A 24,875-nucleotide genomic window follows, 5' to 3' on the forward strand; every position below is an offset into this window, starting at 1 on the left:
CTGTGCCGCCGGAGGGGGCGGGGACTTTCACCCGCTGCCTTCGGTCAGCTGGCAGGGGAGTTGATTACCCTGCCGGGGTAGTGGTTAGTAGGGGGAGCTGGACATGTCCGCCCAGGCGCTGGAGAGCAATGCCAGGTAGGTGGGGTCCAGGATCTGGCCGGTGACGATTCCGCCGAAGACGCCGAGCACCGCCCAGGTGGCCAGGTTGTAGAGGAAAGTGGTCAGGGAACCGGGCATGATTTTTCACCTCGCTTTCGGTACCTGTGGGTAAATAGGGAAACCGGGGCGGCAGGGAAGACTGCCGCCCCGGGGGTCATGGGGGATTAGGCTCGGTTGATCAGCATCTCGAGGATGTCCTGGGGAAGTTCGCGGTCGGCGTAGATCCGCACGTCCGGTTCCGCGGGATTGTCCTCGGTACCTACGCGGCGCCCCTCCCACACAGGGTGCAGGCCCAGCTTCTCCAGCACCCGGAAGGATGCGGGGTGGTTGGTGGTCACGCGGGCGGTGATGGGGGTGTCGGGATCGGTGCGCTTGACTGCCTTCAGGGCCGCCTCCGAGATTTCGGTGGCATAACCGGCACCCCACTTCTCGGGGCGCAGACGGTACTTCAAGTCCCAGACCTTGTCTTCTACCAGTTCCAGGCCACCGACACCGACGAACTCGGAGGGCCGATCCCGCAGGTAGACACCCCACGGGCCAAGGTCCTTGACTTCCCAGCTGTGCCGGGTGCGCTGGATGATCTTCTGGGTCTCGCGCACCGTTTCATGACGGGCCTGTGGACGGTGTCCCCAGACGCGGTCATCGCTGTAAACCTTATATGCTTCTTCCTCGTGATCCGCGGAGAGGGGCAGCAGGATCAGTCGGTCAGTTCTCGTTACGTTAGCCATGATCAGATGTTAGTACCATCTGAGGTGGAAATGTAGCTTAATTCACAAAAATCTTCACGCCGGATTGATCTCATCGATGTTCATCAGAATTTTGGATGGTCAGAGGGGTATTTTCTCAGGGGTGAGATTCCGCTGAACTGGGACACGTAGCTTTCCCTGGTGGTTTTTCCGGAACTTCAGTTGGCGGATTGTGGGTGATGCTGATAATACGACCGGGCAGGTCGGGGAGATGTTCTGTGTGAGGTTCTGCGGCAGCATGACCGGTTCGTTGATCCCCGGATAGACAGGGCGTCTCATCTATTTCTGTGAAATTTTCCCGTGGAAGGTTTCTTAACCTGAACCTGCTCTGATGCGCATATCAAGTCTGTGGAGTGCCAGAGCGGTGATCGAATGCGAAAACTGGGCCAGCATGTCCTCACCGTCCTCGAGATGCCAGAGGCCGGACAATGCTGACCACGCTGCGATCCAACCCAGGAGATCCACAGGATCAATATGTGCCGTTGTGGAGACAATGTACAGACGGGAGTCAAAATTCTGGTGCGCCTGCTCGAGAGTGCCATTGGTGAAAATATTGCAATAATCGAATTCCCGGGGACCTACGATGCCTTTGGGGTCAATGGCCAACCAGCCCCGATCTGGACTGGCAAGCACATTCTCATGATGGAGATCGCCATGGAGGAGAATCTGCGGGGTGGGTCGATGAAGAAGTTAATCAGCGATCTCTCTGACCTGGTTGAACCTGGGTGTGGTGTCAGAAAATAAAGAGGAGAACCAGCGTTGTAAAGTTGGAAAATCCTCGGTTCCTCCGAGACTTTGGGCATGGAGTGTGTCAGCTACAGTGCATACCACCCGCGTTGCTGTGGCATCCTTCGTCGTTGATGCGCGTAGCGTGCGGCCGACACGTTCCAGCACCACCGCATTTCCGCTCCTTTTCCCTCCCCTTTCTCCAGTGCATGAGCACCGGTGAGTTCTTCTATCTCATTGGTCACTTTCAGAAAGGCCGGCTGCCCATTGAAGAGGACGTGACAGGGCAGGGATGACTTGGTGGAGAAGATTTCACCCTGAGGTTGCAGGCCGAGTCGAACAATGATTTTGTTCACCTCGGCAAGGGATGGTTTCGGTGTAGGAGGACTGTCCACCACCCGTGGGTCAGGCCTGTGGTTACCGAAGGCGCATTATTTCACCAACTGCGAAAAATGCGGCCGGACAGGCATGGAAGAGCCCAAACGAATCCATAGGTCACACGTCAAGACGCATCCTGACGGTGGCGGACCGCTCGCGTGGCAACCACGAGTCCAAGCTCGGTGCGTTCCCGAACGAGTTTTACTGCGGGGACAAAGTGGTCATCTGCCAAAAGTCCGTCAACCTCTGTCCCTAGCGGATCCGGCAAAAGGACAGGTAGGGGTTCTGGCTTGGGATCGCGGCGGGAGAAAAAATTAAGCAGCATAGGCCCACCCTAGAGGGTGCTGTTGCAAAGGGGGGGCTGCCCACTGGTGCGGTAGTTGGGTATCGTAACCGCTCAACGCGGGTGACAAGGAGAAAGTCCTCTCTGCCGCAGCGCCTGGTGGGGTGCCCGATCCAGGAAATCCCCCAGTTCGGGGCCTCCCGGCCCACCGGTGCCGACCTCATCTGCATGAGCTCAGGACTGACCTTCATCCGCTCCTCCTCTAGGACAAGGAGCGCTATTTCCTCATCGAGTGCGGCAAAGAATAGGGGACTGCCGGGGGAGGCAAACGAGGTATCTGCTGGCCACGAGCTATCGCCAGTGTGGAGGGGATGTGCCGACTCATGAATGCATAGGCCTCCATGATCGCCATCCCGGTTCTCGGTCTCTCGCAATGTCGGTACCTGCCGGGGTGCAGTTGCTGGGACATCGGCTTGACGAGGGCACTCTCCTGGATGCCGTCATTATCATCGAAGCCTTGGCCAGCACATTCACCCCGATCAGCTCCCTGCTAACAGTGGCCCGGTGAGTATTGCCGGGTACCGGAAATTCCATCTGGGGGTGGTGGTGGAGTAGGCTGGCGGCAGTAGTTTCAATTTCATACTCAAGTTAGGACACATCTCGTGACCCCACCCGCTCGCCGAGACGGCACACCGGACAAGAAGGGCTTCCGCGGCAACGCCCGCGGTGCCGCCAATGGCCGTCGTAGTAACCCGAACTCCGGTCAACCCACCCCGCCGCGCAAGCCCCGCGAAGACATCGTCTCCCACGCCAAGCCTGCCAAGCGTCAGAACGTCAACATCTCCCAGCGTCGCCAGTCCGGCGAAGGCCAGGGCGAGGGCACGCGCCTGCAGAAGGTGCTGGCCCAGGCTGGTGTCGCCTCGCGTCGTCACGCTGAGATTCTCATTGATGCCGGTCGTGTCGAGGTCAACGACAAGATCGTCACCATCCAGGGCATGCGTGTCAATCCCAACGTGGATGTCATCCGTGTGGACGGTGTCCGCATCAAGGTCAATGAGGAACTCGAGTACTTCATCCTCAACAAGCCGCGTGGCATGCAGTCCACCATGGATGATGAGCTCGGCCGCCCGTGTGTCGGCGACCTGCTCTCGGAGAAGACCTTCTCCGGCCAGCGTCTCTTCCACGTCGGCCGTCTCGACGCCGACACTGAAGGGCTTCTGCTGCTGACCAATGACGGCGAGCTTGCCAACCGCCTGATGCACCCCCGCTACAAAATCACCAAGACCTACCTGGCCACCGTGCTCGGTGAGGCCGACCGCGCCCTGATCAACGCCCTGCGTGATGGCATCGAGCTGGAGGACGGTCCCGCCAAGGCGGACTTCGCCCAGATCATCGACACCCACAACGGCAAGTCCCTGATCCGTGTGGAGCTGCATGAGGGTCGCAAGCACATCGTGCGCCGCATGCTCAAGGAAATGGGCTACCCCGTGCAGTACCTGGTGCGCACCAAGCTGCACACCCTGCAGCTGGGTGAGCAGAAGCCCGGTTCCATGCGTTCCCTGAACACCTCCGAACTCTCCAGTCTCTACAAGGCGGTGGGAATGTGAGCCAGGCTCAGCTGAGCAACCAGCCCGAACAGGGTCTGATCCTGGCCGTCGACGGACCCTCCGGCACCGGCAAGTCCACCACCTGCCGCGCACTGGCAAAGCGCCTGAATGCCCGCTACGTCGATACCGGCGCCATGTACCGCGTGGCCACCCTCGCGGTCCTGCGTGCCGCAGTGGATCCGGGCGACACCGCCGCGGTCATTGAGGTCACCCGGGACCTTCCCCTGGCCGTCAATGATGACCCCGACTCCACCGAGGTGCTCCTGGCAGGCGAGGATGTCTCCACCGAGATCCGCGGCCCCGAGGTCACCCTCCATGTCTCCGCGGTCTCCGCTATTCCGGAGGTCCGGGTCAACATGGTCAACCTGCAGCGTGAACTGGCGGCCCAGGCACACCGTGCCATCGTCGAGGGTCGTGACATCGGCACCACCGTGCTTGTCGACGCCCCCGTCAAGGCATACCTGATGGCCTCCCCGGAGGTGCGCGCCCAGCGACGCTTCGACCAGGACGCCGCCGCTGGCCGCACAGTCGATTTCGACGCTGTGCTGGCCGATGTCATCCGTCGGGATGAGTTCGACTCCTCCCGCAAGACCTCCCCGCTGCGCCCCGCCGAGGATGCCGTCATCATCGACACCTCAGAACTGGGCATTGAAGAAGTCCTCGACCAGCTCGTTGAACTGGTTCGGGTTTCAGCACAGAAATTTGCTGCTGAAAAGGAAGGAAAATAGTCGTGAGCGAGAACACCAAGAACAACGGTCAGGCTGAAGAGCCGGAGACCATGTTCGTCTACCACACCCCTGATGGCGAGATGAATGCCGAGGGAGTCTTCCGGGACGAAGAGGAACTCGCCCCGGGCGGTGGCTACGCCAGCTCCGATTTCGAGGAGGAGGACTTCAACTTCGATTTCGAGGAAACCGGTGAGGCCGACTTCAAGGAAGAAGAGTTCGGCGAAGCCGACTACGGCGATGACTTCAGTGACCAGGACTGGGAAGAGGTTGAGCGCGCCTTCGGCGTGCAACGTCCCGACGTGGTCGAGGAGGCACTGTGCACCGTCGCCATCGTCGGCCGCCCCAACGTGGGCAAGTCCTCCCTGGTCAACCGCTTCATCGGCCGCCGCGAAGCTGTGGTGGAGGACTTCCCCGGTGTAACCCGTGACCGTGTCTCCTACCTCTCCGACTGGGGTGGTCAACGCTTCTGGGTGCAGGACACCGGTGGCTGGGACCCGAATGTCAAGGGTATCCACGGTGCCATCGCCCGCCAGGCTGAGGTGGCCATGTCCACCGCTGATGTCATCGTCTTCGTCGTGGACACCAAGGTCGGCATCACCGAAACTGATGAGGTCATGGCGCGCAAGCTCCAGCGTGCCGACATCCCGGTGATCCTGGTGGCCAATAAGTTCGACTCCGATGCCCAGCTCGCCGACATGACCGAGTTCTACGCCCTCGGTCTCGGTGACCCCTGGCCGGTTTCCGCCCAGCACGGCCGCGGCGGCGCCGATGTTCTCGATGAGATCCTGGAGAAGTTCCCCGAGGAACCCCGCAACACCTCGATCACCGAGGGCCCGCGTCGTGTCGCGCTCGTCGGCAAGCCCAATGTGGGCAAGTCCTCCCTGCTGAACAAGTTCGCCGGTGAGGAACGCTCCGTGGTGGACCATGTTGCCGGCACCACCGTCGATCCGGTGGACTCCATGGTCCAGCTGGACCAGAAGATGTGGAAGTTCGTCGACACCGCCGGGCTGCGCAAGAAGGTCAAGACTGCCTCCGGCCACGAGTACTACGCCTCCCTGCGTACCCGCAGTGCCATCGACGCCGCCGAGGTCTGCATCATGCTGATCGACGCCTCAGAGCCGGTCTCGGAGCAGGATCAGCGCGTGCTCGCCATGATCCTGGAATCCGGCAAGGCCCTGGTGCTCGCCTTCAACAAGTGGGACCTGATGAACGAGGATCGTCGCGATGACCTCGACCGCGAGTTCGACCAGCAGCTGGCGCACATCCCCTGGGTGAGCCGCGTCAACATCTCCGCCAAGACCGGGCGCGCCCTCCAGCGCCTCGAGCCGGCCATGCTGGCTGCCCTGGAGAGCTGGGACAAGCGTGTCTCCACCGGCCAACTCAACAACTGGTTGCGTGCCACCATTGCCCAGAACCCGCCGCCCATGCAGGCCGGCCGTCTGCCGAAGGTGCTCTTCGCCACCCAGGCCTCCTCCCGCCCCCCGGTGATCGTGCTCTTCACCACCGGTTTCCTGGATGCCGGTTACCGCCGCTACCTGGAGCGCAAGTTCCGTGAGGAATTCGGTTTCGAGGGTTCGCCGGTCAAGATTGCCGTGCGTGTCCGCGAACGCCGCCAGCGCAAGTAATTAAGCGCTGAATGAAACCCGCCGTGTCTCCTGTCAAGAATCAGGGAGGTGTGGCGGGTTCTTTCTATTCTGCATCCCCGGCCGTGACCTCAACCATGAATTCAGCGATCCCTTCGGGATCCGCCAGGAAATCCTGCAACGCCCGAAATGCGGTTGTCTCCCTCAGCCCGATATCCCGCCGGACCCCACCCTCAGCACTGAACTCCCAGATCCGGGCCCCAGGAAGGGCTAGCAGCACCGGGGAATGGGTGGCCATGATGATCTGGGCACCGGACTGCGCCAGGTGGTGCAACTCCGCCAGCAAGGTCATCTGGCGGATCATCGAGAGCCCGGACTCCGGCTCATCCAGCAGGTAGAGCCCACCGCTGTGGAAGGACTCCTGCACCACCTGCAGCACGGACTCCCCATGGGACATGCGGTGCAGATTGCTCACCCCGGGCCCGTGCTCCCCGAACTCGGTGGCCACATTGAAGTGGGACTCCGCCCGCAGGAAATAACCCTCCATCGCCCGGCCACCCCGGGTGACACCGGCAATATCGCGCAGCGGATTATTCCGGCTGCGCGCCTCCGCCCCGAAGGGACCACCACCATCATTGAAACCGCAGCTGACGGCGATACCCTCCAACAGGGTGGACTTTCCCACCCCGTTTTCTCCCGCGATCAGGGTGATCGGGCACGCCAGATCAAGATGGCCTAAGCGTCGCAACGCCCGGAAGGCAGGGACTTCCCCCACCCACCCTGATGCCGGGGTATTCCAGTCGTGGTAGCCGTGGATGAAGAATCCCCGAGGGGCGCTCATGCTTCCTCCGTCAGGAAGGCGACGGTGCCCTCCGGATCCCCGATGAACTCCCGGGCAGCCTGCACCGCCTGGGTCTCCTCAAACTTCGGGTAGCTGATCCCTTCCTCAGTGATTTCCAGGAGCTGGGCACCGGGAATCGCCATGAGGATCGGGGAGTGGGTGGCCAGGATGATCTGGGATCCTTGGGCCGCCAGGTGGTGGAGTCTGCCCATCAGCTCCAGCTGACGCAGCATCGACAACCCGGCCTCCGGCTCATCCAGGAGGAAAAGACCCTCACTGTGGAAACGCCGTTCAATCAATGCCATCAGGGACTGCCCGTGACTCATCTCCAGCAGATCATCCATCCGGGGGCCTTTTGGAACCGGTTCCAGCCCGGCGTAGTAACCCGCGAGATTATAGAAGGATTCCCCACGCAGGAAGAAGGCATCCCGGGGATTACGGGGCCTGCTCAGCGTCAGCCAACGGTACAGGGGTGAAAGGGATTCCTTCTCGTCCAGGCTGGCGAAGTTGGCGTGGCGGGAACCTCCCTCAGGGTTCAGTCTCATGCCGGCCGCCAGGGACTCGATCAGGGTGGACTTGCCGGCACCATTTTCACCGGTGACCACCGTGATGGCTTTCTCGAAACGCAGCGGGGCCTTCGCCAAGGCACTGACCACCGGCAACCCGGACAGATAGGAGCCCAGGGCATCGGGCGGGACGTCGAGACGCGCGGCGGCAAGGAACACGCCCAGCATCCTAGTCAGACGCGCGTCGATAAGCGTCTTTTCGTGGTTTCTTCCAGAAATCGATGCCCCAGAGGGAGATCTTGCAGAACGATAGTTCACGGAGGTGTGTCCCTGAAGCCGGGGGTCGTCCTCGGGCATGACCGCCACGGAGTAGATGGCATAGAGCCAGGCTGCGACATTGAGACAGAGCGAGAGAATAAAACCCGGCCACATACCCGACCAGGGTACCCAGGATGAACCAGTGGATGAGGACGGCCGGGGAGTTGTCCAGGAAGTGCACAATAACGAAAAAAGCGTGGCATGAACTGCCACGCTTATCAACCTGCCGGAAAAGGCCTAGAGGCCGAAGAGGGCGTTGCCGAAACGCGCCCAGATGAAGATGAAGAAGAGCAGGTACCAGACCACGAGAATGAGCTCCCGGTACTTGACGCAGAAGACCCAGAACTTCTCGGCACCGCTGTGGGCTTCCGCCGGATCCTCCGGGGCGATGATGTGCAGCAGGGAGAACCAGAAGATCGGGATGGTCACCGCCCAGACCACCATGCACCAGGGGCAGAGGGCGTTGATGGACCAGAGGCTTTCGAATGCGAGCCAGTGAATGAAGATCATTGCCAGGGTGGTGCCGGCCAGGAAGCAGGCCCAGAACCAGGCGGCGAAACGCGCCCCGGCGAGCACCGCCATGCCGACCACGATGACGCAGGCGAAACCGAAGATACCGAGCACCGGGTTGGGAATGTAGAAGACGGCGGCCTGGGCGGAGTTCAGGATGGAACCGCAGGCCAGCACGGAGTTGAAGGTGCAGGAGGGGATGTGGGTGGGGTCCTCCGCCATGATGAATTTCTCCATCAGCAGCACCGTGGACATGATCAGGCCGATCACACCGAGGATGACCATGAGGATCCCATAGGGGCGGTCCTGCATCGGTTGGCGTAGTCTGCGGGTCTTCGTGGTGGTCATGGGATCCTTCGCGGAAATATGGTCAGGGATAGTCATGATGGTAGTCCCCGCGACTCAGGATCTCGGAGCCCCATCACCACATGGGGCAGCAGGGGGCTCAGCATCATCCCCGCCGAAGCAGAAAAGCATCGCAGCGGTAGGGGATGGCCAGCAGCTGCCCGGGCTGGAACTCCAGGCGTTCATAGAGGTACCAGCGTAGATTCTCGGTCACCCGCTGGCGGATCTTCTCATCGGATTTCAACCAGTAGGAACGGGTCTGGGTCAGCAGGTAGAGCTGCTCCGGGGTCAGGTACTGCGTCCAGGTGGTGCGCAGGGTCTGGGCCACCGTCCAGGGGGTGGAGACCTCCGGGATGAAACCCTCCTTGTGGATGTCACCGGCGTGCATGATGCGCGTCAGGCGCAGCACCCAGGGGTGGGAGACATCCAGGCTATTCCACACCAGCAGGACCGCACCATCGGGACGGACCACCCGATCAAATTCGGCGCTGGCGGCTTTTTGGTCCACCCAGTGCCAGGTCTGGGCGCAGGCCAGGGCATCGACCGCGGCGTCATCAAGCGCGGTGGCCTCGGCCGTGGCCCGCCAGACCGGGACCTTGACCCGTTCGCGCAGCACCCGAGCCATGTCAGGGCTGGGGTCCAGGGCGTACATCTCATGCCCGGCCGCAGCCAGGGCGGCGGTGAGTTTTCCGGTGCCGGCCCCGATATCGGCGATCCGGGGATAAGCAGATAGGAGATCAAGCACCTCATGCGGGTAGCCGGGGCGGACGGTGTCATAGATCTCGGCACCGCTGTCGAAGGCCCGGGCGGCACGGATTTTCTCGGCCTCATCGGGGAAGTGGGGAAGGTCCCGGTTGGAACGGGGAGCGTAGGTGGTCATCGCTTCTAAGGATATCCTGGCTAGAATCAGCAATCATGCAACTAGGCTCCGGTCGACCGGTCTCCAAACTCCCTCAGCCAGATGATCCCAGATGGTTGATCAAGACGGTATTCTCCCAGCGGCCCTGGACCATCATCTCCGCGATCCTGATGGCGGCGGTCTTCGTCTGTAATGCCACCACCCCGGTGCTCATCGGCCGGGCAATCGATAATCTGGATCTGGTCTGGCTGTGGATCGGGTTGCTCGCCCTGCTTTTCGCCATCAACGCCTCCTGTGGTTGGGTGTCCCGCTACCTGCTGATGCGCTCCACGCTGCTGGTGGGCCATGATCTGCGGATGTCGGTCACCGACCGTATCCAGGATCCCCGTGGCATGGCGGGGCAGAAACGCACCGCCGGCGGCCTGCTCTCCATCGCCAGTTCCGATACCCAGCGGGTGGCGGACGCGGTGATGATGACGGTCTTCCCGGTGGCGGAGATCGTCGCCGTCCTCTATGTCGGCGTGATGATGCTGACCATCTCCATCCCCCTGGGCATCGCCGTGCTGGTGGGTGGCCCGCTGGTGGTGTGGATCGCGCTGAAGGCCGCCACCCCGCTGCGCAAGCGTTCCGGCGCCCGCCAGCGTGCCCTGGCCCGCGCCGCCTCCACCGCCACGGATGTGGTGCAGGGGTTGCGCATCCTCAAGGGCCTGGGTGCGGTCGGCACCGTCAAGGGCCGCTACGCCACGGTCTCCGATGCCGCCTATGAGAAGACCATCAACGCCAATGCCGCCGAGGCACGACTGAACGCCACCACCGAATCGGTGGGCGCGATCTATGTCATCGCCATCGCCGTGGTCGCCGGGTTCATGGCCCTGAACGGGGAGCTGAGCATCGGGGAGCTGATCACCGCGATCGGCCTGACCCAGTTCATCATCCACCCGATGACCATGCTGGGTAAGAACCTCGCCTCTCGCTGGGCCTCGGCCGCTGCTTCCGCACAGCGCATCTCCGAGGTACTCAATGCGGAACCGGCGCATGCCAGCTCGCTTAGCGACGCCGCGATCAAGGTCCTGCCGGTAGGGGTCACCGTCATCCGCGGCACCATGCCGGAGGAGTTGGAACTGCTGCCGCGCCACCGCGCGGTTGTCGCCCCGCACGCCGCGGACCTCTTTGAAGGGTCGGTGCGGGTCAATGTCCACCCCGACCCGGAGCTTGCCGACCGGGCGTTGTTCATCGCCTCCTGCGATGACATCCCCGGTGGTGTGGACCGTGAAGTGGGGGAGTCCGGCCGTAACCTTTCCGGAGGGCAACGTCAGCGTGTGGCCCTGGCACGGGCGATTGCCGCCGATCCGGAGGTGCTGATTCTCCAGGACCCGACCACCGCGGTGGACTCCGTCACCGAGCAGACCATCGCCCAGCGGGTCGCTGATCATCGCCGGGGCAGGGAAGACACCCGCACCCTGGTGTTCACCAATGCGCCCGCCTGGATAGCGGTCGCTGATTCCGTGGAGGTCACGCTATGAGAAAGCAGTCTCCTTCTAACACAGCCGTGCCAGAAGCGACGGATGCGCACCTGCGTTTCCCCATTGCCTCCTGGCCTCAGACCCGCCGCGAACTCTGGCGACATATCCGCTCCATCCCGGGTGCTGGCCGCCAGTTTTTCCTGGCGATCCTGCTGTTGGCCCTGGGTGCGGCCGCCAATGTCAGCATTCCGCGTTTCCTCGGCCAGATCGTTGACCTGGTGGCCGGTAATAATGACCGCAGTATCTGGAGCCTGGGGCTGAGTCTGGTGGCGGTGGCTGCCACCTCAGCTGTTCTCGGTGCCGCCGGTTTCTATCTGCTGGCGCGCCTGAGCGAGCGGGTGATCGCCAATCTGCGTGAGGAAATGGTGGGCACCGCCCTGGGTCTGCCGGTGCATCAGGTGGAGGATGCCGGCAGTGGCGACCTGGTCAGCCGCTCCACCGATGATGTCGCGGAACTTTCCTCCGCGGTCACCGAAACCGTCCCGGCCCTGTCCAGCTCGGTGTTTTCCATCATCGCCACCATCATCGCGCTTTTCACCCTGGACTGGCAGTTCCTGCTCATCCCCGTTCTGGTGGGCCCGGTGTATTTCTTCGCCGCCCGCCAGTACCTCAACCGGGCACCACAGCGTTATGCCGCTGAGCGTGCCTCCATGGCTGAACGTGCCCGCCGCGTGCTCGAGGCCATCCGTGGTCGCGAGACTGTGCGCGCCTTCCAGATGGAACCGCAGATGCACCGCCGGGTCAATGCCTCCTCCTCCGCGGTGGTGGAAAATGGTCTGCGCGCCCGCCTGACCATGCTGGTGCTGCAGATGTGGGTCACCTTCGGTGAATTCCTCATGCTCGCCTCCGCGCTCTTCATCGGCGCCATGTTGGTCAACCAGGGTTCTTTGAGTGTCGGTGCAGTCACGGCGGCAGCCCTGATGCTGATCCGCGTGCGTGGCCCGGTGATGGGCATGATGCGGGTGATCGACACCATCCAGTCCGGTTATGCCTCCCTCTCCCGCATCATCGGTGTGGTGGTGGATCCCCCGCAGCCGATCCCGGATTCCGGGGCCCCGGCCCGAGCCGGCCAGGTCCGCATGGACAATGTCAGCTTCAGCTACGGCGGTGGCTGGGCGGTACGCAATGTGAACCTCCAGATGGAACCCGGTCAGACCATCGCCCTGGTCGGCGCCTCCGGTGCCGGTAAAACCACTGTCGCGGCCCTTCTGGCAGGCCTCCGAATCCCCGATGAGGGATCGGTGACCATTGATGGGGTAGAGGTCTCAGAGCTCTCTGATGCGGATCGTGTGGCACGCCTGGCCATGGTCTCCCAGGAGGTGCACGTCTTCTCCGGCACCTTGCGCGAGGACCTCACCCTGGCCAAACCTGATGCCAGCGATGCAGAGATTGAGCAGGCCCTGAAGCAGGTGCAGGCCAGCTGGGTCAAGGATCTTCCCGAAGGGCTGGACACCGAGGTCGGTGCCCGTGGCGTGGTGCTCGACCCCATCGCGGCCCAACAACTGGCCCTGGCCCGCATCCTCCTGCTGGATCCGAAAGTGGTGGTGATGGATGAGGCCACCGCCGAAGCCGGTTCCGCTGGTGCCGGTGAGCTGGAGGCCGCCGCCGATGAGGTTGCCCAGGGCCGCGCTGCCCTGGTGGTGGCACACCGCCTGGACCAGGCTTCCCGTGCCGATCAGGTACTCGTGATGGAGGCGGGAGAGATCGTGGAGTCCGGCACCCACGCGGAGCTGCTGGAGCTGGGTGGCCGCTATGAACGGCTCTGGGCTGCCTGGTCCATCGGCCGTTAGACGGTTCGGCTCTGGCTGATCAGGTAGCTCAGGTAATCCGCCTCAACCAGCTGCAGCTCATAGTGGTCATAGCCGGGAAGGATTTCGATGCTGGTCCCGGCGAAACCCTGGTTGAGATAGTGGAGCTGGCCCCGCTCCGCGGCACAATAACCGCAGAACTCCCCGGTGACATCCTCTGAACCGGTCAGCCAATGGAGCCGGAAGTTCTCGGGTAGATGAGAGGAAGCGTTGGAGACGACGCCGTTGCCTCCACCCCCGACGAGCAGGGCACCGCCCCCATCAACCAGATCCAGGTGCTGGGCGAGGAAATGGTAGCTCAGCTGCTCCGCCCCACCGGAGTAGCCGGTGAACCAGACCTGGGAACGGTCGATGTTGTTGCCGCCATAGCCCACGGCGTTGATCAGCTCCGCCAGATAGTTGGACTTGGCCAGACCACCCCCACGCCACCAGGTGGGGTCCCCCTCATCATGGGAAGGGGTGCGGGCCGCCAAGAGCACCATATTCTGCTCTCTGGCCACCGCCTGCACCCGGCTTAATTTACCCTCCACACCCTGGGTGAAGTTCCCAAATTCAGCTGCCCCGTCGCCATGGAGCTGAACGATCATACCGGCCGGCTCGAGTGGGTCGACATGATCGTTGATCAGGTGATATTGGCCGCTCTGTCCATCCGAAGAGGTGAAAGTGTCTGAGACCCGCAGCGCGAAGGCGGGGTCATCCAGAACAGGGGGATCGAGCTCCGCCACCATGCTCGGAGGTATGTTTTCCTCCTCTTGAGGTGAGACGGTGGCGATGGACATTGTGGAGACGGCGGTGGCCACAGCCAGGGAGAAAACGCCGATCTTCCGCACAAACATGATGATCATTCCTTTTGGGTGAAGAGGTGTGCGAGAAGAGTCAAGCATTCCCCACGCCCGCGGACCACCCCTATTTCAGAGGTCTGGACAAAACCCCTGGGAACTGATGCCTGGATTGGAAAGGTGCGTGTGGGGCTAGAATTGATGACGTTGGGGCAGGTGGGAAGGGGTGACTGGGGAAAAGTCATTTCCCAGCCCAGGTAGCGGGGCATAGGTGCCTGAGTGACCGAAATCATGCCTGTGGGTGACCCACATGTCGGAAGGTCACGGAATCTGTGGGGATCTTCGGAGGCTAAAATACCCTCACTCTGAGGAATGCCGGTCACCCTGCGGCGAACCTGACTCCAGGTAAGTATATTTTCCCTGTTCAAGGGAGTATTCTGCGGTTGATGAAGGCGGCGCCATGATGTTGTGGTGGCACCCAGGGGGAAAAGAGTGAAAACACCCATGAAAGGACCCGATGCGGACAGCGTTGATGAAGGCGGCCGGAATGTTCTCCTGCCTACTCCTCGGCAGTGGCATGTTGGTCGCTTGCGCAAGCAGCGAGTCTGACCACATCGAAGAGGTGGAGGCACCCACCACAGTCACCCTCCCGGATCGGGTGCCCTCAAACGCACCGCAGATCACCGGCCCCGCGCCAGGGGACTCCGCCGAGGTAAAACTGAAGTCCTCCAACCGGGACCGAAATTTCATCCTCTCCGTCCCGGCCGCTTACCGTGAAGGGGAGCGCTGGCCGGTCATATTTGCCTTCCACGGCTGGGGTGAGAACGCGAAGATGATCCACTCCTACTCCAATTTCGACAACTCCCGCGCCATCGTCGTATACCCGCAGGGAATCGACGATGCCTGGGAAGGCGCCCCCTACGCCAAGGTCAAGGACGGTGAGGACCTCGGTTTTGTCACGGATATCCTCGCCTCCCTGCGTTCGACCTACTCTGTGGACGATTCCCGGATCTTCGCCACTGGCTTCTCCAATGGTGGTGGTTTCTCCGCGCTACTCGGCTGCCGGATGAATGATGAGTTCGCGGGAGTGGCCTCCGTATCGGCGGCCTACTACGCCACCATCTTCAAGGACTGCGCCGACACCCCCCTGGCACTGCTCGACATCCACGGCACCACCGACCCGGTTGTCGACTACTACGGCGGCACCCGCCACGGGGCAACCTACGCCCCGGTCCCGGATGTGCTCGAAGCGGCCTCCACCCGCAATTCCTGCGAGGGTGCGATCAGCACCAGCCGCATCAACGCCTGGGCACTCCGCCAGGACTGGACCATCTGCAGCCACCCCCTCTCCCATATCCGCGTCGGCGGTGGCGGCCACGTCTGGCCCGGAGCAGAAGAAGACACCTACGGCTACGTCCCCAAGGACTACGCCACGGAACAGATCCTCCGCTTCTTCGGTATCGCCAAGGCCTAGACACCCACGCTCATCGAAGCCCCCATCACATCGGGAAGGCTGCGACTAAACTCTGGGAGCATGACAGCAGTCGTGCTCTCCACCAATATCGGCCACCCCCAACCCGACCCCGGTGGCGCCGACCGGATCAGCGGTATCGACAAACGCCCCACAACAGGAATCGAAGTATTCGCACCCGGTCCCAACTACGGAGATGGCTCCGGAGTCCGGGGCGACGTGATCGGAGACAGCCTCCATCACGGTGGCGAGCATAAGGCGATCTACGCATTCGCCCGTGAGGAGCTGAACCACTGGCAAGCCGAACTCGGCCGAGAGCTGCCCTCAGGAAGCTTCGGTGAAAACCTCACCACCACCGGTCTTAATCTCGCAGAAGTGCTGATCAACCAACGCTTCCAGGTTGGCACCGCACTTCTTGAAATCTCGGTGGCACGCCGGCCCTGCCGTACCTTCGGTGCCTGGCTGGAACAACAGGGCTGGATGAAGACCTTCACCCAGCGGGAACAATGCGGCACCTACTTTCGGGTCATCGAACCTGGACGGATTTCCCCCGGGGACCTCATGACAGCTGTGGACAACCCGGAACACGGGATCACCATGGGCATGGCTTTTCGCGCGAAGATGGGCAATAAGGAAGCTGCCCGCCGGGTGGTGGAAGCTCAGTGTCTACCAGGGCATCATCACGAGGAATTGCTTAAGCGACTTTAAGGGTTGCTAAAGACCGGCGGGGCAAAAGTATGCTCCTGCCAAGCCATTTGGTGCTTCAGCATATCCGCTCTGGTTTAGAAGGGTGGTTCCTCCTCCCGGGTTGTCTCCTCCTGGGTCGGGGCGGTACGGCGTTTGTTGACCCGTTGGGCACGACGCTGCATAAACGACTGCGCAAACAGTTTGCTCGGCCGAGACAAGGGCCCCCGCGGGTGGGTGACCACGACATCACCATCCGGATAGGTCCAGCTCCACACCCCCTGCGCATCCATCACCAGGTTCAGATCCCCACGGGTTTTCCTCAGATGATGCCTGCGACACAGACACTGCAGGTTACTGGGGGTGGTGGGACCCCCGTCGGTGTGGTTGAGCACATGATCGACATCGCAGGCCTCGGCATCGATCCCGCAGTCCTCCGGTCCCCGACAGGTCCCGTCCCTGCTTTTCACGGCCCGGATGATTTCCTCGGTGGGTCGGTAGGCCAGGGTGGTGGTGTGGGCGGGGGGTGTCCATGGTGCGGGTGTGGGTGATCCGTTCGGCCCAGCGTCGGGCCTGGCGGTCATCGAGGTAGCCGGCTCCTGCGAGATAGGTCGGGGTGTCACCGTCTGGTCCGTAGAGGTTGTACACCACCTTCGGGCTGTGCATCGTCCCGCGGAGCAGCCCCAGCAGGGCGTCATGCAGGGTGGTGTCCTCGGCGGTGGCGGTGGTTTTGAGGATGGTGTGGATGTCCAGGGCGTCATCGGCGGCGAGCACCGCCTGGATCTGGGTGTGTCCGGTGCCGGTGGTGCGGAAGTGGATGCCCAGGGCTCTTGGGTGGGTGTCGTGTTCGGCGGCCGGGGGGTCGAGTTCGGTGAGGAGGTGGCGTAAGGAACCGGCGGATGGTTGTCGGCCCCGGGGGGGCTTCCGCTGGCCGGGTGGGGGTGAGGAAGGTGGTGAGGTGCTTATCGATCTCGGTGATGATGTCGGGGTCGTCCACGGCGATCAAGGGCGTGTTCGATGGCGCGCAGCCTGGGGTAGTCGAGCAGGCCGAGGTTGTGGTTGGGGGCAGCCAGCACCGGGTAGTGGCGCAGGAGTTGGACAATCGACAGCCAGGTCAGTGTGGTGGTTGTGCTCAAGGAGGTGCGGGCGGCGAGGTGGGAGGTGGTGGTGTCGATATCGGCGTCGTCGTCTGGGGTGACACTTGTCCAGAAGGTGAGGTCCTGGCGGTTGCGGTGGGTGGTCCAGTGTGCGGCGGGGTCGGTGGGGCGGTAGTAGGGGTGTGGGGTGGTGTGCATAGGTGTTCCTGGGCAGGCTCGTGCATGGAATGTGTGTTCGATATCGAAGCTGGGGCATGGCCCGGACATGCCCACCACCCTGGGGGTATCGCAATAACATCGTCCCAGCTCATGCCATGAAACAGTGGGGGCACCCGTTCAGAAGTCCCACACGCATTCTTGTTCGGAGTGCGGTGCATAAAGAAAGGCCAGGGGAGCGGATTAAACCGACTTCCCTGGCCCTGGAATGAATCAACAACAGTTTTTAATTGAATCCTGGGATGGGAGCCGAGACGACGAATTCGGGAGTGCTGATCATCTGGTCGAGTACCGCTGCCTCCTGGCCCTGCAGGTCAGTGTGGCTCAGGCCCCACATGACATTGGTGTTGGAGCGCCAGAAACCCTGGGTGAGGTAGTGAACCTGCCCCTGAGCTGCGGCACAATAACCACAGAATCCGTTGGAGACATCTGCTGACCCGGTCAGCCATTGGATTCGGAAATTGTTGCGGAGGTAGGGAGAGGCGTTAGCCGCAGCTCGACCTCCACCACCACCGGTAAGGAGGGCGCCACCATCTTTGATCATGTTCAGGTGGCGGGGCAGGAAATAGTAACCCAGCTGTTCTGCTCCACCGGAATATCCGCTGAACCAGACACGGGAACGGTCGATGGGGTTCCCGCCAAAGCCGACCGCATGGATGAGTTCCGCCAGATAATCAGATTTAGCCACCCCATTACCCCGCCACCAGGTGGCATCGCCTTCCTCATAGGAGGGGGTGCGGGCCGCCAGAAGCACCATATTATGCTTCTCTGCCACTGCTTGGATGCGGGTCAGTTTCCCGGTTCCACTGAAATAGTTCTGGAATTCTCCTGCGCCATCGCCATGCAACTGGACGATCAGTCCCACCGGACGGGAGGGGTCGATGTGGTCGTTGCTCAGGTGATAAGCCCCACCGAATCCATTGGAGGCCTGAAAACCTGCCCCAAGGGTATTTGCCTGGGCCTCGGTGGCCAGGCCGGGAAGAAGCGCCAGGGTGAGGGTTGAGATGATTGTGGGGATCAGGATGCGGAAGCGGGGTAGTGCCATAGGGGAGATCCTTAAATATGTGTGGGGCGGCGAGGAGGCAGCGTTGATAAGGGGTTGAAGAGGGTCCGTTGGAAACTCTCTGGTGAAAGAACCGTTCCCCGCGCCCGCTGTGGTGGAGCGTCGAGGCAGGTGTTGGTTCTGCCGGGAATTGGAAGGCGTGCGGAGGCAGTCCGATCCTGGGGGAGGTCTCATCCGGGATGGTAGTTACTGACATGGTAACCCGGTAGCTGAGTGTGGACGGGGGCTAAAGACATCGGGGCCAAGGGAAATAGGGGCTTGGCAGGATGCGCCGGACCTGATACAACTTCCCCGCCCCCACCTCACCGAGTTTAAGCAGAAAACAAAAATAAGCCAGAGAACTTATGTTCTCTGGCTTTAATTTGTCGGACTGACAGGATTTGAACCTGCGACCCCTACACCCCCAGTGTAGTGCGCTACCAAGCTGCGCCACAGTCCGTCGTAGCACTTGTCTGTGCAACGAGAATTAGGTTACAACATTGTGAGTTGGAGCTCCTAATCCGCAGGTGGGAGCGGGGGAGGAACCCGGGGGAGGAGGTCCGAGAATCTGCTCGGGAACCCCGTCGCGCACCCCTTCCCATTCACTCCAATTCGGCGGCGTAGACCCATCTGCCGTCGATCCGGCGGAAAGCTGATCTTTCATGCTGGGAACCGGTTTCCGCACCCTTGTAGAAAGCCTTGAACTCCACGATGCCGGTTTCATCCAGCGGGCCACCCCCAATGACCTTGAGGATGTCGAGGCGGTAGAAGTGCAGCCCACTATCCCTGAGGTTGAGGGAGGAGGGACGGTCCTCCGGGGCCCAGGTGCGCATCAGGTAGTCGGCATCGGCCACCGCGAAGGCGGTGAAGCGGGAACGCATCAGGGTTTCCGCAGTCGGGGCCACCGCCCCGGCGTGGTATTTACCGCAGCATTCCCCGTAGCTCAGGCCGGTGCCGCAGGGGCAGCGTTTGGTGGTGTCGTAGCCCGGGGCGTCGTCAAGCGCCATCAGCGGATGTCTCGGACGCTGACGGTCAGGGGGCGTACGGCCTGCAGGAGGCGGCGACGCTGATCATCGGTGATGTCTCCGGTGAGCTCGATCTGGCGGGAGAAGCCGAAGCCTTCGGGGGTGACGGTGACGGCAACATCCTCGAGTTTTATGCGGTCACGGCGTGCGGCGTCGCGGATGGCCTGGGAGGCATCGGCGGCCAGTGCGGCGGCGATCAGGTCGGCGGGGGTGTGGCCGAGGTCCTTGCCCCCGTCCTTCTTGGCGCGGTCGGTGCGCAGTTCGCCGACGGGGGTGCGGACGGTATCTGCGAAGCGGGTGCCCTTGGCGGAGCGGGAAACAGCACCGGCCTCCACCGTTTCGGGGGAGTAGTCGGGTACCAGGTAGGGCTCCACCCAGGCGCCGATGAGGTCGGCGGCGCGCTGTGCGACACCTTCCCGGGTGGCCAGGTGGTCAGCCTTGTCCAGGGAGACCAGGGACTTGGGGTAGCGGGTGACGCGGAAGATGAGCTGGGCGTTGTCCACACCGACGGTTTCATCGATCGGGGAGTGCACCAACAGCAGCGGTTTGCGCAGCTTGGGAAGGTAGATCTCCGGGTTGGTATCGGCCAGGTCCTCCAGGAAAGCCCGGGAGATGACGATGTCACGCCCCCCGAGGACAACGGTGACGGCACCGTGGTCATCGACATCCTTGATGCGGTCCGCGAAGTGGAGGACGGCGTGTGCCGGGTCGAAGGGGGCGCCGATGGTGGCCACCGCCTTGAGTCGGGGTAGTTCGGTGGCGGCCTTCAACGAGGCGGCACCACCCAGGGAATGCCCGATGAGCAGCTGCGGGGCAGCGTAGTTCTGGCTCATCCACTCATAGGCGGATTTGATGTCCTCCACATTGCTGCTGAAGGAGGTGTTGGCGAACTCACCCTCTGACTGCCCCAGGCCGGGGAAGTCGAAACGCAGGGTGGCGATACCGGAGGCCGTCAGCTGCTTTGACACGCGCGCGGCGGCGGGGGTGAATCTGGAGCCGGTGAAACAGTGGGCGAAGATCGCATAAGCCACTGGCGGGGTATCCGGCATATCAATGGTGCCGGCCATCTTGAGACCCTGACTGGAGGGCAATTTCACGGAAACAGAATGCACGGGGATTCGCCTTTCGGGGCCATCGCAAGATTGGCCCTGACACGGATGGACACTGACAGACACACTAGTCTGCCTTTACCTTCCACTATGGTCTAGGGGAAGAAAACACCGACAAGCGCAAGGGGTTAATCGTGGCTGCAATGGACTGGTTCTGGAAGGCACTGGGGGGAAAGGCGGGCCGCAACCAGAAGCGCAGCAAGGCGATCGTCGACCAGGCCCGGGAGCAACAGGAGCAGCTGAGCACGCTTGACGACGCCGCGTTGGCACAGCGCGCCCGGGACCTGGTCGAGGGTGGGGAGGTCAAGGATCCGGCCACCTTCCTGGCGGCGCTCGGTGTGGCCTCCACCCGCACCCTCGGCCTCACCCCCTTTCCAGTGCAGTCCCAGGCGGTGCTGCGTTTGATTGAGGGGGATGTGATCCAGATGGCCACCGGTGAGGGCAAGACCCTGGTGGGTGCCATGGCCGCCACCGGTTTTGGCCTGATGGGCAAGCGGGTGCACTCCATCACCGTCAATGACTACCTGGCACGTCGTGATGCCGAGTGGATGCGCCCCCTGGTGGAGTTCTTCGGGCTCAAGGTCGCTGCGGTACATGAAGAACTGGATGAGGCGCAACGCCGGGAGGCCTATGCCGCAGACATCATCTACGCCCCGGTCAATGAGATCGGTTTCGACCTGCTGCGGGATCGTCAGGTCACCGACCGTTCCCTGATGGTGCAGCAGCACGCCGATGTCGCCCTGGTCGATGAGGCGGACTCGGTTCTGGTGGATGAGGCCCTGGTGCCCCTGGTGCTGGCCGGTAGCCAACCGGGCGCGGCCCCCGCGGGGCAGATCACCGATATCGTACGCCACCTGCGGGAGAAGGAACACTATGAAATGGATGATGACCGCCGCAATGTCTTCCTCACCCCCAAGGGGGCGGATCGGGTTGCCGGGCAACTGGGCATCACCGCCCTCTATGACGAGGAGCATGTCGGCTCCACCCTGGTTCAGGTCAACCTGGCGCTGCACGCCAAGGCCCTGCTGATCCGGGATGTGCACTACCTGGTGCGCGACGGCAAGGTGCAGCTCATTGACGCCTCCCGCGGCCGGGTCGCGGACCTGCAGCGCTGGCCGGATGGTCTCCAGTCCGCGGTGGAGGCCAAGGAGGGCCTGGATGTCACCGAGGGTGGCAAGATCCTGGATTCCATCACCCTGCAGGCGCTGATGACCCGCTATCCGATGGTCTGCGGCATGACCGGCACCGCAGTGGAGGCCACCGATCAGCTGCGTCAATTCTATGACCTGGGGATTTCCGTGATTGAGCGGAACCGCCCCCTGCAGCGTTTCGATGAGGCGGACCGCATCTACGCCACCATGAAGGAGAAGAACCGGGCGATCATCGAGGAGATCAAGGCGATCCACGCCACCGGGCAGCCGGTGCTGGTGGGCACCCAGGATGTCGCCGAGTCCGAGGCGCTGGCCGAGGCATTGGAGGGGATCGAGGTCAGTGTCCTCAACGCCAAGAATGATGCGGAGGAGGCCCGGATCATCGCCGAGGCCGGTGACCTGGGTCGGGTGACGGTGTCCACCCAGATGGCCGGCCGCGGCACCGACATCCGCCTGGGGGGTGCCGATGAGGCGGATCACGAGGCCGTGGTGGAGCTTGGTGGTCTGGCGGTGATCGGCACCGCCCGGCACCGCAGTTCCCGGTTGGATAACCAGCTGCGTGGCCGTGCCGGCCGCCAGGGGGATCCCGGACTCGCGCTCTTCTTCGTCTCCCTGGAAGATGATGTGGTGGTCTCCGGTGGTTCCGGTGAGGAGATCACCGCGCACCCCGATGAGCAGGGACTGATCCAGACCGGGCGGGTCACCGAGTTCATCAACCACTGCCAGCGGGTCACCGAGGGGCAGCTGCTGGAGATCCACGCCCAGACCTGGAAATACAACAAGCTGTTGGCAGATCAGCGGGTGATCATAGATGAGCGCCGCGACAATCTGCTCGACAGTGAACGCGCCTGGGAGCAGCTGGCCGAACTGGCCCCGGGGCGCGCCGCCGAACTGGCAGACCTCGAGCATGCGGCGAAGGTGGGGGCGGCCAGGGAGATCATGCTCTTCCACCTGGACCAGGAATGGAGTGAGCATCTGGGACTGATGGATGATGTCCGTGAGTCCATTCACCTGCGCGCCATCGCCCGGGAAACCCCCATTGACGAGTATCACCGCATCGCGGTGCGCGAATTCAAGGAGTTGGCCCAGCGGGCCGTCGACAAGTCCGTGGACACCTTCGAGACGGTGCTTATCGACGCCGCCGGTGCCCACCTGGGCAACCTCGGCCTGGCACGTCCCTCGGCCACCTGGACCTATATGGTTTCCGATAACCCACTGGCCGGGCGTGGCAACTCGGTTATCTCCGGAATAGGTAATATTTTCCATTAAGGGGCGGCTTTCCCCCGGTCACCCCCAGAAACCGTGGCTGTGCCCCTCGCGGTCAACAGGATACCGCTATGATTATCAACATTGAACCCAACCATCAATCCGGAGGTTAGATAATGAGCGAGAACACCGGTACGCCTGAGGCCCAGGTGGAAACCACTTCCGTTTTCCGTGCCGACCTGCTTAAGGACATGGAGTCGGGAGCCACCAGTACTCCGGCAGCAACCGGAGCGGACAACCTTCCTGAGGGTGCCGCACTGCTCGTGGTCAAGCGTGGCCCGAACGCTGGCGCCCGATTCCTGCTCGACCAGCAGGCCACCAGCGCAGGACGCCACCCGGAGTCCGACATTTTCCTTGATGATGTCACCGTCTCCCGTCGTCATGCTGAATTCCGCATCAACGACGGCGAGTTCGAGGTTGTCGATGTCGGATCTCTCAACGGCACCTACGTCAACCGCGAGCCGCGGAACAGCCAGGTGCTGCAGAGTGGGGATGAGATCCAGATCGGTAAGTTCCGTCTGGTATTCCTCACCGCCAAGTAGGAGCCAGCTCACCGCCCCCCCCTGGAGCTGGAACAGCTTCCGGGACCGGCGGTGCCTGCCTCGTCCCCTGTCCCGACCACCCCGAGAAAGTCATCGTGAGCGCAGTACGTAAAACGACCCGGTCAACTGTCAAGACCATGTCGATCGGTGTTGTTCTGGAACGGTTGCGGGAGGAATTTCCCGATGTCACCGTCTCCAAGATCCGCTTCCTGGAATCGGAAGGTTTGATCACACCGAAGCGCACCGCTTCGGGTTATCGCCGTTTCACCGACGCAGACGTGGAACGACTGCGCTACATTCTGGTCACGCAGCGGGACAACTACCTTCCCCTGAAGGTCATCAGGGAACAACTTGAGGCGATGGACTCCGGTGCGGTCACCTCCATCCTCTCCGCAGGCAAGACCACCCCGATGATCTCCCCGGAGAACTTCCGGGCGCCCCTGATCACCCGGCTGACCGACACCGATGTCGCCGAGCAGGCCAGCTGTGACCTGGAGACCATCACCGAACTCGTCGATGCCAACCTCATCCATCCGGATGGGGCCGGCTACTTCACCGCCGATGATGTCCAGGTGGTGGGCACCGCCTTGGCCCTGAAGGACTTCGGTTTCGACATCCGGCACTTACGCTCCCTGCGCAACACCGCCTCCCGCCAGGCCGGGCTGATCGCCCAGGTCGCGGCACCGGTGGCCAAATCCAAGGGGGAGGGGGCCCGGCAGCGTGCCGAGGAACTCTCCCAGCAGATGACCGCCCTGGTCGTCTCCCTGCACGCCTCCCTGGTGAAGACCTCACTGCGGGAAGAACTGGACTCCTAGCACCCATGACCCTGATCACCGTTGAGTACCACGGCGTACACAGTGCCGGGCCCGAGGAATTCTCCTGCGTTCTCCTGCGGTGGGCCGAGCAGAACCGGATCCTGCCGATCTGGATCAGCCAGGTCGCCGCGGCCGAGTTGGAGGCCCGTGACGCCGGCTTCTCCCCACGCCGCCCCAGCACCGTGGAACTGCTCTCCGATACCCTGACCCGGTTGACCCCTGGGGTGAGCGCCATCAACATCACCTCCGCCTTTGAGGGCACCTTCATCGGCTCCATCATCTTCACTGACGGGGAGGAACTGGATGCCCGGGCTTCCGATGCCATCGCCCTTTCCCGACTGCTGGAGCTTGATATTCACGTGGATGAGGATGTTCTGACCCAAAATTCTTTTTTTGCCTCCGATGAGGATCTCACCCAGTACTTCGGCGTGGATTTCGGGGGCGAATTCGAGGATGAAAAGGAAGTGGCGGAAGCTATTTCCGCTTCCGGTGATGCCCAGGCGGACGCCGACTTTTCGCAGCTCATGGAATCTTTGGGCTTTTCCGAGTCGGAACTTTTCGGACATGGAGAGGAACCTGAGGAGAAGAAAGAGGAAGAAGCAGACGATGGGGATGACAGTCAGGATAAAAAGGCCTAAACTCAAGGCTTGACACCTGATTTTTGGGCGTGTCGTGCCTAAAAGGCTTGACCGTGGTTTAACCTTGGCTAAGTTATATAGTTAAGGTGTCAACCACCCATACCCATTGGAGTTTAAGCT

General features: G+C 62.3%; 26 protein-coding genes and 1 tRNA gene. 12 read left to right on the plus strand and 15 right to left on the minus strand.

Annotation, left to right across the window (positions count from 1 at the left end; translation table 11 throughout):
- Nucleotides 1-84 precede the first annotated feature (84 nt).
- The 4 genes from COCCU_RS06780 to COCCU_RS14890 all read right to left on the minus strand — a co-directional run bounded on the left by COCCU_RS06780 (nucleotide 85) and on the right by COCCU_RS14890 (nucleotide 1,987).
- Complete coding sequence (locus COCCU_RS06780) at nucleotides 85-237, minus strand: hypothetical protein (protein ID WP_156230809.1); 153 nt, start codon at nucleotides 235-237, stop codon at nucleotides 85-87.
- Between the two features lie 86 nt (nucleotides 238-323).
- On the minus strand, nucleotides 324-887 hold the full coding sequence (locus COCCU_RS06785) for a GNAT family N-acetyltransferase (protein WP_156230810.1): 564 nt from the start codon (nucleotides 885-887) through the stop codon (nucleotides 324-326).
- Nucleotides 888-1,217: 330 nt separating this feature from the next.
- A complete protein-coding gene (locus COCCU_RS14885; RefSeq protein WP_331457800.1) occupies nucleotides 1,218-1,538 on the minus strand; it encodes an aminoglycoside phosphotransferase family protein in 321 nt (106 codons plus the stop codon).
- A 182-nt stretch (nucleotides 1,539-1,720) separates the two neighbouring features.
- On the minus strand, nucleotides 1,721-1,987 hold the full coding sequence (locus COCCU_RS14890; protein WP_197088457.1) for an aminoglycoside phosphotransferase family protein: 267 nt from the start codon (nucleotides 1,985-1,987) through the stop codon (nucleotides 1,721-1,723).
- 967 nt (nucleotides 1,988-2,954) lie between these two features.
- Between COCCU_RS14890 and COCCU_RS06805 the strand changes: the two genes are divergently transcribed.
- Genes COCCU_RS06805 through der form a run of 3 tightly spaced genes read left to right on the plus strand, consistent with a single transcriptional unit; the run spans nucleotide 2,955 to nucleotide 6,252 of the window.
- Entirely contained in the window at nucleotides 2,955-3,899 is a 945-nt protein-coding gene (locus COCCU_RS06805) for a pseudouridine synthase (protein ID WP_156230814.1), read from the plus strand.
- Nucleotides 3,896-4,627 carry a (d)CMP kinase gene (gene cmk / locus COCCU_RS06810; RefSeq protein ID WP_156230815.1) on the plus strand — a complete coding sequence of 244 codons (732 nt, stop codon included), beginning with the start codon at nucleotides 3,896-3,898 and terminating at the stop codon, nucleotides 4,625-4,627. The genes COCCU_RS06805 and cmk overlap by 4 nt, the downstream gene beginning before the upstream one ends.
- Nucleotides 4,628-4,677: 50 nt before the next feature.
- A complete protein-coding gene (gene der / locus COCCU_RS06815; RefSeq protein ID WP_156232665.1) occupies nucleotides 4,678-6,252 on the plus strand; it encodes a ribosome biogenesis GTPase Der in 1,575 nt (524 codons plus the stop codon).
- A 64-nt stretch (nucleotides 6,253-6,316) separates the two neighbouring features.
- On the opposite strand, the gene COCCU_RS06820 is transcribed toward der, so the two are convergent.
- From COCCU_RS06820 to COCCU_RS06835, 4 genes are all read right to left on the minus strand, one after another.
- Entirely contained in the window at nucleotides 6,317-7,051 is a 735-nt protein-coding gene (locus COCCU_RS06820) for an AAA family ATPase (protein WP_156230816.1), read from the minus strand.
- Nucleotides 7,048-7,776 (minus strand): AAA family ATPase, encoded by a 729-nt coding sequence (locus COCCU_RS06825; protein WP_156232667.1) that lies wholly within the window; start codon nucleotides 7,774-7,776, stop codon nucleotides 7,048-7,050. Before COCCU_RS06825 ends, COCCU_RS06820 begins: the two co-directional genes overlap by 4 nt.
- Nucleotides 7,777-8,112: 336 nt before the next feature.
- Nucleotides 8,113-8,769 carry a vitamin K epoxide reductase family protein gene (locus COCCU_RS06830; RefSeq protein WP_231598898.1) on the minus strand — a complete coding sequence of 219 codons (657 nt, stop codon included), beginning with the start codon at nucleotides 8,767-8,769 and terminating at the stop codon, nucleotides 8,113-8,115.
- A gap of 67 nt (nucleotides 8,770-8,836) precedes the next feature.
- Entirely contained in the window at nucleotides 8,837-9,610 is a 774-nt protein-coding gene (locus tag COCCU_RS06835) for a class I SAM-dependent methyltransferase (RefSeq protein ID WP_156230817.1), read from the minus strand.
- Nucleotides 9,611-9,645: 35 nt separating this feature from the next.
- Here COCCU_RS06835 and COCCU_RS06840 point away from each other — a divergent pair, with 35 nt between their 5' ends.
- Both COCCU_RS06840 and COCCU_RS06845 read left to right on the plus strand, forming a co-directional pair.
- Nucleotides 9,646-11,112 carry an ABC transporter transmembrane domain-containing protein gene (locus tag COCCU_RS06840; RefSeq protein WP_156230818.1) on the plus strand — a complete coding sequence of 489 codons (1,467 nt, stop codon included), beginning with the start codon at nucleotides 9,646-9,648 and terminating at the stop codon, nucleotides 11,110-11,112.
- Nucleotides 11,113-11,162: 50 nt separating this feature from the next.
- Nucleotides 11,163-12,902, plus strand: a complete 1,740-nt coding sequence (locus COCCU_RS06845; protein ID WP_197088492.1) for an ABC transporter ATP-binding protein — start codon at nucleotides 11,163-11,165, stop codon at nucleotides 12,900-12,902.
- On the opposite strand, the gene COCCU_RS06850 is transcribed toward COCCU_RS06845, so the two are convergent.
- Entirely contained in the window at nucleotides 12,899-13,756 is an 858-nt protein-coding gene (locus COCCU_RS06850) for a hypothetical protein (protein ID WP_156230820.1), read from the minus strand. The two genes, COCCU_RS06845 and COCCU_RS06850, sit on opposite strands and share 4 nt — an antisense overlap.
- A gap of 460 nt (nucleotides 13,757-14,216) precedes the next feature.
- On the opposite strand from COCCU_RS06850, the gene COCCU_RS06855 reads away from it, so the two are divergent.
- On the plus strand, nucleotides 14,217-15,173 hold the full coding sequence (locus COCCU_RS06855) for an alpha/beta hydrolase family esterase (protein ID WP_231598899.1): 957 nt from the start codon (nucleotides 14,217-14,219) through the stop codon (nucleotides 15,171-15,173).
- A 60-nt stretch (nucleotides 15,174-15,233) separates the two neighbouring features.
- Nucleotides 15,234-15,878 (plus strand): MOSC domain-containing protein, encoded by a 645-nt coding sequence (locus tag COCCU_RS06860; protein ID WP_156230821.1) that lies wholly within the window; start codon nucleotides 15,234-15,236, stop codon nucleotides 15,876-15,878.
- Nucleotides 15,879-15,952: 74 nt separating this feature from the next.
- On the opposite strand, the gene COCCU_RS14665 is transcribed toward COCCU_RS06860, so the two are convergent.
- Complete coding sequence (locus COCCU_RS14665) at nucleotides 15,953-16,324, minus strand: HNH endonuclease signature motif containing protein (RefSeq protein WP_231598900.1); 372 nt, start codon at nucleotides 16,322-16,324, stop codon at nucleotides 15,953-15,955.
- Nucleotides 16,325-16,397: 73 nt separating this feature from the next.
- Between COCCU_RS14665 and COCCU_RS14670 the strand changes: the two genes are divergently transcribed.
- Entirely contained in the window at nucleotides 16,398-16,742 is a 345-nt protein-coding gene (locus tag COCCU_RS14670) for a hypothetical protein (protein ID WP_231598751.1), read from the plus strand.
- A 74-nt stretch (nucleotides 16,743-16,816) separates the two neighbouring features.
- On the opposite strand, the gene COCCU_RS06875 is transcribed toward COCCU_RS14670, so the two are convergent.
- From COCCU_RS06875 to COCCU_RS06895, 5 genes are all read right to left on the minus strand, one after another.
- On the minus strand, nucleotides 16,817-17,149 hold the full coding sequence (locus tag COCCU_RS06875) for a hypothetical protein (RefSeq protein WP_156230824.1): 333 nt from the start codon (nucleotides 17,147-17,149) through the stop codon (nucleotides 16,817-16,819).
- 244 nt (nucleotides 17,150-17,393) lie between these two features.
- Nucleotides 17,394-18,212: a hypothetical protein gene (locus COCCU_RS06880; RefSeq protein WP_156230825.1), complete on the minus strand. Its 819-nt coding sequence runs from the start codon at nucleotides 18,210-18,212 to the stop codon at nucleotides 17,394-17,396.
- Between the two features lie 383 nt (nucleotides 18,213-18,595).
- Nucleotides 18,596-18,669: transfer RNA gene (locus tag COCCU_RS06885), tRNA-Pro, on the minus strand.
- Between the two features lie 142 nt (nucleotides 18,670-18,811).
- Nucleotides 18,812-19,216, minus strand: a complete 405-nt coding sequence (locus COCCU_RS06890; RefSeq protein ID WP_156230826.1) for a YchJ family protein — start codon at nucleotides 19,214-19,216, stop codon at nucleotides 18,812-18,814.
- Complete coding sequence (locus COCCU_RS06895; RefSeq protein WP_156230827.1) at nucleotides 19,216-20,346, minus strand: alpha/beta fold hydrolase; 1,131 nt, start codon at nucleotides 20,344-20,346, stop codon at nucleotides 19,216-19,218. The genes COCCU_RS06890 and COCCU_RS06895 overlap by 1 nt, the downstream gene beginning before the upstream one ends.
- Before the next feature lie 131 nt (nucleotides 20,347-20,477).
- Here COCCU_RS06895 and secA2 point away from each other — a divergent pair, with 131 nt between their 5' ends.
- From secA2 to COCCU_RS06915, 4 genes are all read left to right on the plus strand, one after another.
- Nucleotides 20,478-22,763, plus strand: coding sequence for an accessory Sec system translocase SecA2 (secA2, locus tag COCCU_RS06900; RefSeq protein WP_156230828.1), 2,286 nt, complete (start codon nucleotides 20,478-20,480; stop codon nucleotides 22,761-22,763).
- A gap of 113 nt (nucleotides 22,764-22,876) precedes the next feature.
- A complete protein-coding gene (odhI, locus tag COCCU_RS06905; protein WP_156230829.1) occupies nucleotides 22,877-23,302 on the plus strand; it encodes an oxoglutarate dehydrogenase inhibitor Odhl in 426 nt (141 codons plus the stop codon).
- A 137-nt stretch (nucleotides 23,303-23,439) separates the two neighbouring features.
- The gene (ftsR, locus tag COCCU_RS06910) at nucleotides 23,440-24,117 is read left to right on the plus strand and encodes a transcriptional regulator FtsR (RefSeq protein WP_156232673.1); all 678 of its coding nucleotides are present in this window, start codon (nucleotides 23,440-23,442) and stop codon (nucleotides 24,115-24,117) included.
- Between the two features lie 5 nt (nucleotides 24,118-24,122).
- A complete protein-coding gene (locus tag COCCU_RS06915) occupies nucleotides 24,123-24,755 on the plus strand; it encodes a bifunctional nuclease family protein (RefSeq protein ID WP_156230830.1) in 633 nt (210 codons plus the stop codon).
- Nucleotides 24,756-24,875: the final 120 nt, after the last annotated feature.

This window comes from Corynebacterium occultum, assembly GCF_009734425.1.
Taxonomy (GTDB): domain Bacteria; phylum Actinomycetota; class Actinomycetes; order Mycobacteriales; family Mycobacteriaceae; genus Corynebacterium; species Corynebacterium occultum.